The following is an 11719-nucleotide window of genomic DNA, read 5'->3' as shown; positions in this document are numbered from 1 at the left end:
AGGCTCTATCTCTATTGGTTTCTTGTCTTTTTTTTCTTGTGCTTTGGAGTTTATTCTTGCTGGGCTTTTATAAGGTTCGTGCATAAGGCCAGGAGCCTTGTTTTTATCTTCAGTTACCAATGGGTTGGTTCTAGAGCGTGGGGTGTTTATTTCGGATATGGCATTGAGAGGGTATGCGTTGTCTGATGAATTGATTGTTCTAGAGGTTGGTTTGGTTATCATAGGAATGAGCGCCTGTGTCTTCTTGGATAAGATTCAATATGTTTGGAGAAAGTCTGCCAGGTAGGTTTGTTTGATGTAGTATCATATCGAGAATGCTATATTCTTCTTGTGATTGTTGAAAGGCGAGAATGGTGTTTATTTTTTTTTGCTCTGTCATGAGCCTTTGTTCTGCTAGATTTTTTTTTGCCATTGAAATGAGTACGCGACGTCGAAGATCAGATGATTCTTCGGCAACTGGGCTTCTGTGTAATCGATGACTGTGGGAATGTGGTGGTGCGATCGTTATGTGTACATTGAGTTGCTGAGTCATTGGAAGGTTTAATGATCTTGTGGGATTTAACCTTTGTGCGCGAGAGTGTCTTAGTTCTCTTTTTGCTTCCTCATCTTTCAAGCGTTCCATATCTCTCAAGCGTTCCATTGGGGTTGGATGAAGATGTATAGGTGAGAACGGCGTGAATGCGCTTGATGGTGGTGTGACTGCCCTTTCACCTAAGTTTAGTGGTGATGGTGCGCATGGTGTTGATGCCGGGCTTAGGATTGGTGTTATTGTCGTGGTTTTATTTATTTCTATCAAAAGCTTAAGAATTGTCTGGTTTGGCATTTGATCGTGGTCCATTGCGTGTAGAGTGTTGCCTGCTATGGTTAGGACAGCAAGTAATAGAATTTTTTTAGTATGTGTCATGTTATAATCCCCAAAGTTAAATATAAAATATTGCCGATCTATATTAGATATTTTAACAATTATTATCTATTTGTCAAGATAATTGACTCGTGGTAGAATCTTTTTTGAACGTACTGAGCTCAAAATTGGCCTGTGCTGTGGTTATTGTGGTGCGCAATACTTATTTATGGTTAACAAAGAAAAAGGGGTCTGCGTGGTTAGCAAGCCCCTGTTTGGTAATAGGTTAAGCCTATTTGTGGTGTAGGAGTCTATCTTTTTTTAGGGTATTGCCAGGGCGGTTTTGAGCGCTTTGTCGACAAGGAGCATGGTATCCAGTTCAAGGGTGGTGATTTTTTTGTTCACGCGCTCTTTATCAATCGACCGAACCTGGTCTAATAAAATTTTTCCTTGTTTTGTGTTAATTTCGACTTTTACTTCAAATGGATAAATCATTCCTTTTGATGATGTAATAGGAGCAATGATAACTCGTTGGCTCATCTCATTGCCGGCATTATTGGATACTATTAGTGCTGGCCGAGTTTTGTTTATTTCTGAGCTAATGGATGGGTCTAGGTTAACCCAATACACATCGCCGCGTTTTGGAAAAGTCATTATTCCCACCCTTCGCTTTCGCTGTCCAGAGACTCCCAGTCTTTGATTGCTCGTATTCTGTCTGGATCTTCATTGGCGGCAGCATAGGCCGATTTTAAGCTTTTATTCTTTTCTTCGAGCGCTTTTTTTATAGCCTGCGTTGCAAACTTGCTCAGTTCACGTTTACCGACTGATGCTTGCAGTAAACTAACAAGTTCTATGGGCAGAGAGAAGGTGATGTTTTTTGTTTTCATTTTTACTCCCTAGTTATATTAATTATTACACTATTAATATAATAATTAATAATTAATATATTAGTCAAGCAAATCGGATCAAAAAAATCAGTAACTTTCTATTGCCATGTGGGAGAGATGAGTGTGCTGTCGAATTCGTAGCGGTTGCGCGTATAAAGTTGCCTTGCTTGATAAGTTTCTTCAAATTCTTGTTCTCGTTCTTCATCTGTCTTATGAGCGCAGGCTTCAATAATTTTATGTGTTTCGTGATCGTAGTTATTTTCTTCTAGTAGATAGCCCGCGATGAGTCTGCATGCTTCTTTAGGAAATTCTGCATGTGTCATGAGTTCTTTTTGGAGAATTGGTATAATTACTGTGTTAGCTGTATGTGTTATTTCAGGTAACGTTGCGATTATCGTATGCAGAGCTTTGCCGTCTTTTGTTGTAATGCAGAGAGTGTTATTTTGTTTAAGCATGTGCTTGCTGAGCATTTCTGTGCAATGAATTAATGTCACTAATTTTTGTATTGATTTGGGGTTGTTGTGGTAGAGCTTGTGGTGTAGTGTCGCTTGTTGTATTGCAAGCTTTAATGCAGCATCTGTTTTTTTTGTTTTGTTGTTGAGTAACGCTCGTAGGCAATCCGTTTGTCCTTGTTCAGCAGCGTACATGGCCGCCGTCAATCCTCTCTGATTGTCTTGCGCTCCTAGGGCTTGTAATGTTAGTAACATTTCTGGATTGCCATTTTTTATTGCGAGCATAAGTGGCGAAAGGCCATTTTTATCAGCGATATTAATATTTGCGCCTGATTTAACCGCTTGCTTAGCGGCTTGGATGTTATTGTCTTTAACTGCTTTTAATAATATTTTTTCTGCTGTGTTTGTGCTAGAAAAGGTAGCGCCTGTGTGTAATGGTTGATGATACAGCGTGGTGAATGTGATGAGTGCTGTAATGAGAGTGGTGTTTGTATTCTTCATGGGGATATTTTCCATTCTGTGATCTAAAATTATCAAGCTGATTATTTGTTTATGTGATTGCGGGTGTATAGGTAGAATATCGATGTGTTAATAATAAAAAAATAGGTGATTTTAATGAAAGTAAAAAAAGGGCGGGAATTGCTCCCGCCCTGATAGGCTTCTTATTGTAAGAAATATATTAGCTGATGTCAGTGTCGATTGGGCCTTGGTCGTCCTTCTTTGGCTCATCGTTGTGCGCATCGGTGCCTGCAGCTTGGTCGCCGCCTTTTTGCTTGTAGAGGAATTCTGCAACTTTATAAGAAGCTTGCATTAATTCATCGGTAGCTTTTTGGAGCTCGTCAGCAGATTCTGCATGCTCTTTGAGTGCTACTTTTGCTTTTTCGATGCCTTGCTCTGCTGCAGTAACATCTTCTGCGGCAAGTTTTTCTTTATTTTCTTTAATGGTTTTTTCCATTTCAAGAATCATGGAATCAAGCTTATTGCGTTTTTCAACAAGTTCGCGTGCTTTGCGATCTTCTTCTTCGTGCAATTTGCCTTCGTTAACCATGCGCTCGATTTCTTCTTTATCAAGCCCTGTGCCGCCGGATATGGTGATCTTCTGTTCTTTGCCGGTTGCTTTATCTTTAGCAGACACACTCACAATACCATTTGCATCGATATCAAACGTTACTTCGATTTGTGGAATGCCACGTGCAGCAGCTGGAATGCCTTCTAGTCTGAATTGGCCAAGAGTTTTGTTGTCTTTTGCAAATTCACGTTCGCCTTGTACAACGCGGATGTCCACAGCTGTTTGGCTATCTTCTGCCGTTGAAAAGACTTGTGACTTCTTGGTTGGAATGGTTGTATTGCGGGTAATTAACTTAGTTGCAATACCGCCCATGGTTTCGATGCCAAGAGAGAGCGGGGTAACGTCAAGTAGTAGTACATCGGTTACATCGCCAGCTAGTACACCACCTTGTAGTGCTGCGCCTAGAGCTACAACTTCGTCTGGATTTACTGATTTATTTGGTTCTTTACCAAAAAAGTCTTTTACCAATTGTTGTACTTTTGGAATACGAGTTGAACCGCCAACTAAAATTACTTCGTCGATTTGGCTGACTGAGAGCTTTGCATCAGCTAATGCTTTTTTGCATGGCTCTAGCAAGCGTCTGAAAATATCTGAGCATAATGATTCAAGTTTTGCACGAGACAATTTAATGTTCAAGTGCTTAGGGCCTGATGCGTCAGCAGTAACGTAAGGTAAGTTGATTTCTGTTTCTGGCATAGAAGAAAGTTCTTTCTTTGCCTTTTCAGCAGCTTCTTTCAAACGTTGTAGTGCCATTTTATCAGCACGAAGATCGATGCCTTGTTCGCGTTTGAATTCGTCAACAAGGTAGTTCAAAATTTGAATGTCGATATCATCGCCACCCAAATGTGTGTCGCCATTGGTTGATTTGACTTCAATGACGCCGTCGCTGATTTCAAGCACTGATACGTCGAATGTTCCGCCACCAAAATCAAATACTGCTACAACGCCGTTCTTCTTTTTATCAAAGCCGTATGCTAGTGCTGCTGCGGTTGGTTCGTTGATGATACGCTTAACTTCTAAGCCAGCGATTTGTCCAGCGTCTTTTGTTGCTTGGCGTTGTGCATCGTTAAAGTATGCAGGAACCGTGATAACCGCTTGGGTTACTTTTTCGCCCAAATAGTTTTCGGCTGTTTGTTTAAGCTCGCTTAGTATTGCTGCAGCGATTTCTTGCGGTGTGTATTGTTTGCCTTGGCATTCAATGACAACATCGCCTTGGCTATCGCCAGCTACTTTGTAGGTAACGTGGCCGAGCTCATTCTTAACTTCTGAATATTTGTGGCCAATAAAGCGCTTTGCTGAAGACACGGTATTTTCTGGGTTGGTTACTGCTTGACGTTTTGCAAGCACGCCAACAAGCCTTTTGCCGTCTTTGGTGAATGCTACGATTGATGGAGTTGTGTTATCGCCTTCTTTGTTAGGGATAATCTTTGGTTGTCCACCTTCCATGAATGCGACTGCGGAGTTAGTTGTTCCTAAATCGATTCCTATAATTTTTGCCATGATAAATCCTCGGTTTTTTGGTGATATTTTTTGCTTTTTCCTTGGGGGATCTTAATCCGTAGTTTCTTTATAAAAGATAGGGTTTTTATGGCGTACTGTCAAGTAAATGTGCGCAAGATCTTAGTGTATAGACTAAGGTTTTTTTTTGTAATGTTCTAAGATTTTTTTATATTGAAATATGAGGTCCTTTTTTTCTGTTTATCGGGTTAAATTTGCACGTTTTCAGGTTCGTTTTCGCTTTTTTTGGGGCAGTTGGCCTTTGGATTTATCGAGTTTTTCTCGTTGCGGGGCATCGATTTGTGGTCTATTTTTACCTGCATAAAAGAATTATATTTAACATTGCTGCGTGTGATTTGATACCATGCGCATAAATAGTGCGTACTGGTTCTAATTAATGGAGGGGGTTATGAGAAGATTCAATGTGGTGTTTATTCTTCTAGCTTCGTGTATTCCTGGGCCCTTGGTGGCCAATGCGGCATTACATAGAAGATTTGAATACGAGGCGATGAGGGGTATGGTTAAGATCGTACGGCAATTTATTGAGCGAGGCATTGATATTAATGCGACCGATGCTTTGGTTCGTGCTGCTGACTGGAATCGTGTCGAAGTTATCGAGCTGTTGCTTGCTCAGCCGCATATCAATATAAACAAAGCTGATATTTATGGTAGAACTCCATTATTTATCGCTGCTGAAAGAGGTTATGCGCACGTAGTGGAGCTTTTAATTTTGGCGGGCGCTGATGTCGATAAGGCTGATAGCTATGGTAGAATACCTTGGTATGTTGCTCATAGTAACGGTCATTTTATGATTTCCACTATGTTGATATATTCCGCCAAGACCTAACTATTATTGTTGATGTTCAGTATCTCTGTTCTTCGTTCCATAGTAATGGGCGGAATTGTTATTAAAAAAAACTTGTGGAGTACGCGTAAAGCGTTGTTGTTATAGTGGCTTGCTTGCTTTATATAATTTCTAATTGAAATTATCATCCTATCTCTGCTAAGATTAATATAGAGAGAGAAACTATAAAAATATTACTATTATAATAATGGAGAAAGATATGAAAAGAGCGTTAATATTACTCATAGCGGCCTTATGCGCCGTTGGTCAAATTAGGTCAAGCCAGACGTCTGATAAACCGTCTGAAAAGCAATATATGCTTATTGATGAAGCAATTAGTAATGGGGATATTAAAAATTAATTATTCCGTGTATTGATGTTAATCGTGTTGATGAGGATGGTTTGACGTCGCTATTAAGCGCGGTTTTTTATAATAATATTGAGATGATAAAGTTACTCATTGCTTTAGGGGCGGATGTTAATGTGGCTGGTGAAAATGATGTAGCACCGCTATTTTTTGCTTCAGCTAACAATAATATTGAGGCAGTTCGACTATTTCTTTCTTTAGGTGCAGATGTTAATAAGTCCAACAATAAGGGTCAGACGCCGCTATTGATTGCGTGCATAAGTAATAATATTGCAATAGTCAAAGCGCTTCTTGCTGCTGGCGCAGATGCGAATGTGATGGATAATAACGGTAACACGCCGTTATCTATTGCTACTGAGAAGCATTATAAGGAATTAGAAAATCTTCTTAGGAAGCATTTACAGGATGCATTGGTGAAAGAGTTGACTCGGGAGGTTGTACCAACTTCAAATAACACAACGGAGATTGATACGAAAAAATAACGAACGTTATGTGTGTGCGGCCTGTATTGCTTCCTGTGGCTGCTTGAGTGTGGTGTGTATAGATTTTTTTGATTGTCCTTTCGCTGATAATTTTTTGTCAAAACTGATTGTGTTGATTTGTTCTTGTTTCGCGAGCATCGTGTCGCATAACTTATAGGCTTATTCTTTATTAATCCTTAATCAGGAAATTGATAGTTTTTAGTTCTCATTTTGGGCTCTTTTTTGTATGGAATTTCAGGGTGGTTGCCTTTGTTTTGCGCGTTGCGCCGAGACGCGGCTCCGGCATTTGTCACGACTTTCTCCTGCGCCGAGGTTGCGGCGGACAAGACGGCGGGCGCAGGACGGACTCGGTCGTCGTTTATCCGGGCTTGCCGGCTCGGCAAACTATGACGGGCAGGGTGCGGAGGCCGACTTGTCTCTGTCTGCAGCTTTCTTGAGTGTTTTTTTTGTATTGAATTTCGGGGGGAGATGGAGCGCGAGGTCGACCCGTCTTCGCTTTCAGCTTCGTCGGGCGGCCCCGGCACTCCGTCTCCCCCCTCAGACTTTTCTTTGGGGTTAAAACGAAGTCTGAGGGGGTCGCCTTCGTTGGGAACGTGTGTTTCTAGAGTAAGGGTAAGTATTTACATAAAGCGTTCTTTAATGACTCTTTTTATTAAGATTTGATGTATCTAAGGAATTGAAGATTAAATAACTTAACCCTAACGAAGTAAAACTTCGAAGAACAGGCAGTAAATTCCACTTCCCGTCTATGCTCTGACGAGCTACGCCGAGGCGCGGTGCTCAAAGAGCTTCGAAGAACAAGGAGCAAACCCTTCAAGAGGATTTGCAAAACCCATTGCTGCGCTCATATTCACATAACAAACGTAAACCTTACTAATATATTTCTACTTCGCTCTCCGAGCTACGAAGAACAGGAAGGACTATTATGTATCTACTCTCCTTTTAATTCTACTTCGCTCTTCGAGCTACGAAGAACAAACAAAACAAATAAGGAATTTAAAAACAATTATAATAATAAGAACCTGTGTATATTTCCTATGTATATTCTACTACGGATAAGTTACTTACTTATCATAAAAATAAAAAGAGAAAGAAGAGAAGAAAGAAGAGAAGAAGGAAGAAAACATAATCTTATGCCTATACGCATAAGACTATATATGTATATACGCGTAACATTAATAACCAACCTTACCAATCGCACGTACTCTCATCTACATAGAAACACTCACTAACCAATACACGACATAAACATTAATCTCCTACACATGCGCGTACACGAAAGAGATCTGATATTAAATCTGTTAATAGTGGTGATGAAGAGGTTTTGAAAATCACAGGGTTAACCAAAATAATAAATCTTCTTTAATAATAAAACCCTTAAACTTCCTTGAAAGGGGAAAGCTGGCGCCGGTGGAATCTTGGAGCTTGTTTTTTTGTAGGCATTGTAGGCAAGACTTTTAGTTCTCCATATTCATTAACCTCGGGTCGCTTTTGATATATAATGTCTTATATCACCAAAATAATTTTCATTAAACTGCATGCATAATAAAGGTCTTCTGCGATGAATAAACAATTAATACTTACAACAACACTCGTGACATTATTATTTGTATGTATCCCAATACAAGCCATGCAAAATACATTTCAATCACAAGAAGATAAGAGATTATTATTGGCGATAAAACGCAATGATATAGAAGGTGTGAAAAAAGCAATAGCTAGAGGCGCTCAGGTTAATGCAGTGACTAAAGATATTGGAGCGACATTGAGTTTCGATGCTGTTGGAGTAGTTTTTGGTTCTGGTCAGACGGCGCTTATGCGGGCTATTTTCTGCAGTCATAATGAAAATGGCAATACAGCATTGCATAAGGCTGCTTTATACGCCAATGCCGCTACGGTGCAGGCATTAGTAGCATTGGGTGCTGATGTTGACGTGCAAAATGAAAATGGTAATACAGCGCTCATGAAATCGGCTGATTGGTTCAAGGTGGCTAATGTGAAGGCATTAGTGTCATTAGGTGCTGATGTTGACCTGTGCGATGAGAATGGCTACACAGCACTCATGAAAGTATCTGACATTTATAGTTGTACGCAGGGCGATATGGAAAGTGGCATGGTAGATTCATGTATGTTAGCGCATTTCATGAAAATTCAAAAGTCCGACATTTTTCGTAAAGATGGTTGCCCGGGAGTCGATCGAGTTTTATCGGCGATGGTGCAGACATTATTTGATGCTGGTGCATCTGTCGATCAGAAGCTTATTAAATGTCCTGCAAAATATCCCTTTATAACTACTATGATCAAACAAGAATTCTTTGCCATGAGGCAGCAAGAAATGATAGCCCGTGCGCTATGGCATACTCTGCAAGTTGATAAGTCGGGTAAGCTTGTTTTGGATGGTAGTGGTAAGTCTATTCCTGGTACACCATTAGCCAACCTTGGTGGTGCTAGCTCCGGTCATCGCCAAATACTGAGTAAAATAATAGTAGGATATGCTGAATCGTTGGAAGAGGCATTGGTATTGAAAATCGCAATAGAAGAACCTGGTTTCTTTACCCGATGGTTTGGGAGCGGCGAGAAAAAGGATACTACAATATCATTAAAGGATATTAATGCGAATCAAGCAGCAAAGAAAAAAGCGTTTCTTGATCGACTTAAGCAAAAAGCTGCATCTACTGCAGCGACTGAGTTGCGATCTAATAGTTCTTCCAGCATGGGATTGGGCCACGTAGAATCTTCGAGCTCTGTTTGTTTAGGATGCCAAAATGAGCACTCTGCAGCTGCTGCCGCCGGAAATCCTCATACGTGTGGAAAATAATAAGAACTGATTCTGAATTTTAGGCCCTTTTGCGTCCATAATCTTAATGTCAGGCCGGCGATCTTTTTTGAGCTTGTTTTCGTGCGGGCATTTTTATTGAGATATGTGGTTTCAGGGTTCGAATATCCTGATTCTTCTATTTTTTATTTCTAATATGCAATATCTATTGACAAGAATCAAATATGTTGTATTCTGTTAGTATACTTAATTAATGAGTTCTTAGTAATAGAGAGGTTATAGTATGAAGAAACAACTATTCTCAATCGTCATGTTTATGGATGTGATATTCGCTGCAGGATCAATGCGGGCTATGAATTATGGGTTAGCGGCGACAGCTGCAGGAGCGCCAAGGTCAATGGAACAAGAATCATTGGTAGAAGCAAAGAGCGATATGGTCGCTCGACTGCTTAAAAGGGGTCCTAAGGTTACTATGCAGGATGTGGATTACATGTACCATGGTGGCGGCATCGATTATGTTTCGGTTGATTTGTTTCCAGGTTGCGAACCTGAGAAGGCGCAGATCATGGCTCGTCTTCTAAAGGCATGCGTTAGAACAGATAAAGAAACTATGCTACGTCTGGAACGTAGCATGCCTGGCGTTATTGATGAATATAAGAAAAAATACTGTCAATGCCTTAAGCAACAAGTACATAAGGTTTTGTATGACACCGTAAAAGTTGGAGTCATTGATGAAAACAGAAGGCCGGTCGAGGCTTTTAAGTTTCCTCGTGATGGTAATCATGCAGACTTTTTTACCAAGACCATTAGTGAATATGCAGCGCATGCTGATAATATTTCGCTCAATCAAATTAATGAATCTCAAGATATCAAAAGAAAGTTGCAAGATATAAGCGGCCATGACGATAATGTTGTTGTGAAAGAATCTGGATGTCATTGCTGTATTAATTAAAAGACTAATTATTATATATCAAAGCCCAGTGAGCTATAATAGTTCGCTGGGCTTTATTATTTTATAGAAAAGGTCTCTTTTGTGGTTAGATAGCGCAGTTTTTCTTACCCCTTTCTCTTTTATTTAATATTCTAATTGTAATTGTTTGGTTGTATTTGGTATGCTAATCATAGAGCAATAAATATTGAGTGCATTTAAGGAGATAAGAAGGAGATAGGAATGAAAAAACAATTAGTGCTATTTATACTAGCAATGGTGTTTATGCACGGTGTAATGATGGCAAGCCAGGAATCTAATACAGCAGCATTAAGCGAACAATTGGTTCTTGCTGGTTATATGGGGGATGACAAGGTAGCAGCCCAATTAATCAAAGCGGGTGCTAATGTTAATACAGCTGATAGGCATGGCAGCTTCCCTTTGTCGATGGCTGCTGCGTGGGGGAGTGACAAAATAGTAGCGCAATTGCTTGCGGCTGGTGCTGATGTCAATAAAGCTGATCGGGATGGCAGCACCGCTTTGTCGATGGCTGCTCGTGGGGGGCGCGACAAGGTAGTAGCGCAATTGCTTACAGCTGGTGCTGATGTTAATGAAGCTTATCAGGATGGCAGCACCCCTTTGTCGATTGCTGCTCGTGAGGGGCATGACAAGGTAGTAGCGCAATTGCTTGCAGCTGGTGTTCGTGTTTCTAGGCAAACTCTGAAAAAATTTCCTGCTATAATTATTCTTATTAAAGAAGAATCTCAAAAAGAAGAAATGCAGCGAGTGCTTTTTGGCGAACGCCTTGTTGAGGATAAAGAAGGTCAAGAACAAGTTATTGGTGGGATATTTCCTAGTGCTGGTGGTCATCAAATAGGTCTTAGTAATATAATTGGTAATTATATTATTGCTTTGCCAGAAAATAAATATGAAATGATCGATGTTTTTAATAAATATCAAGATGAAAAAAGAAAACTATTTTTGGAAAAATTAGCAGAAGAAAATAAGACATCGAGTGAAGGCGGCGATCAGTCGCAGGACAAGGAGATAAGCAAGGGGCTTAAAGATTCTGAGCGTCAACGAAGAGCCAATACGCCCAAACAAGATGCATCCCAAGAGAGTAATTCTCAAGAAGACAAGGAACTAAAAGAATTTAAAGAAGATGATGTTACCAATAAACAAGGTGATCTTGATGTCCGCAAGATAGCAAATGCCGTGCACTTTATCGTGAATGAAAAATCTAAGGGGATAAGTGATGCCTCGATTAGTAGTTTTTTAGAATCAACAAGCTCAAGTAGCGGTTTTTACTTAAATCCTGATGAATCACTGCTTGCGTGGAAGCTATATACGCAACTGTCAAAAGAAGAAAAAACATTCATCTTAAATCAATCGACTCGTGCTGGCAGTAATAACGTGCTTAACCTTGTGCGTGATCTACTGCAAAAAATTGTAGCAACTGAAGCAGCCAAAGGGGCAAAATCACAAACTCTATCTACTCGTATGTCCAATGAGCCTTCAGAGTACGAACAAGCTCAAGAGTTTGGCATGTCCTTAGAAGAGTATCGCGAACAAAAAG

12 protein-coding genes are annotated in these 11719 nt (G+C 40.2%); 6 read left to right on the top strand and 6 right to left on the bottom strand.

The features are described 5' to 3' along the window. From NTX86_00135 to dnaK, 6 genes are all read right to left on the bottom strand, one after another. Positions 1-222: hypothetical protein (locus NTX86_00135; GenBank protein ID MCX5921730.1), on the bottom strand; the 222-nt coding region annotated here is incomplete at its 3' end. After that, positions 200-904 carry a hypothetical protein gene (locus tag NTX86_00130; protein MCX5921729.1) on the bottom strand — a complete coding sequence of 235 codons (705 nt, stop codon included), beginning with the start codon at positions 902-904 and terminating at the stop codon, positions 200-202. The genes NTX86_00130 and NTX86_00135, both read right to left, overlap by 23 nt. 258 nt (positions 905-1162) lie before the next feature. Next, a complete protein-coding gene (locus NTX86_00125) occupies positions 1163-1495 on the bottom strand; it encodes a type II toxin-antitoxin system PemK/MazF family toxin (GenBank protein ID MCX5921728.1) in 333 nt (110 codons plus the stop codon). Further along, on the bottom strand, positions 1495-1728 hold the full coding sequence (locus NTX86_00120) for a hypothetical protein (protein MCX5921727.1): 234 nt from the start codon (positions 1726-1728) through the stop codon (positions 1495-1497). The genes NTX86_00125 and NTX86_00120 overlap by 1 nt, the downstream gene beginning before the upstream one ends. 98 nt (positions 1729-1826) lie before the next feature. Then, positions 1827-2681, bottom strand: a complete 855-nt coding sequence (locus NTX86_00115; protein MCX5921726.1) for an ankyrin repeat domain-containing protein — start codon at positions 2679-2681, stop codon at positions 1827-1829. 178 nt (positions 2682-2859) lie between these two features. Continuing rightward, a complete protein-coding gene (gene dnaK / locus NTX86_00110; GenBank protein MCX5921725.1) occupies positions 2860-4749 on the bottom strand; it encodes a molecular chaperone DnaK in 1890 nt (629 codons plus the stop codon). A 406-nt stretch (positions 4750-5155) separates the two neighbouring features. Here dnaK and NTX86_00105 point away from each other — a divergent pair, with 406 nt between their 5' ends. The 6 genes from NTX86_00105 to NTX86_00080 all read left to right on the top strand — a co-directional run. Beyond that, positions 5156-5593 (top strand): ankyrin repeat domain-containing protein, encoded by a 438-nt coding sequence (locus NTX86_00105; GenBank protein ID MCX5921724.1) that lies wholly within the window; start codon positions 5156-5158, stop codon positions 5591-5593. A 217-nt stretch (positions 5594-5810) separates the two neighbouring features. Then, complete coding sequence (locus NTX86_00100; GenBank protein ID MCX5921723.1) at positions 5811-5951, top strand: hypothetical protein; 141 nt, start codon at positions 5811-5813, stop codon at positions 5949-5951. Between the two features lie 41 nt (positions 5952-5992). After that, positions 5993-6439, top strand: coding sequence for an ankyrin repeat domain-containing protein (locus NTX86_00095; protein MCX5921722.1), 447 nt, complete (start codon positions 5993-5995; stop codon positions 6437-6439). 1561 nt (positions 6440-8000) lie between these two features. Beyond that, complete coding sequence (locus NTX86_00090) at positions 8001-9257, top strand: ankyrin repeat domain-containing protein (protein ID MCX5921721.1); 1257 nt, start codon at positions 8001-8003, stop codon at positions 9255-9257. A gap of 241 nt (positions 9258-9498) precedes the next feature. Then, the gene (locus NTX86_00085; protein MCX5921720.1) at positions 9499-10167 is read left to right on the top strand and encodes a hypothetical protein; all 669 of its coding nucleotides are present in this window, start codon (positions 9499-9501) and stop codon (positions 10165-10167) included. A 219-nt stretch (positions 10168-10386) separates the two neighbouring features. Then, positions 10387-11719 (top strand): ankyrin repeat domain-containing protein (locus tag NTX86_00080; GenBank protein MCX5921719.1); only part of this gene is annotated, 1333 nt, incomplete at its 3' end.

The organism is Candidatus Dependentiae bacterium (assembly GCA_026389015.1).
GTDB lineage: Bacteria > Babelota > Babeliae > Babelales > Vermiphilaceae > JAPLIR01.
Note: the sequence above shows the minus strand (reverse complement) of the source record. Positions and strands in the feature narration are given on the sequence as shown.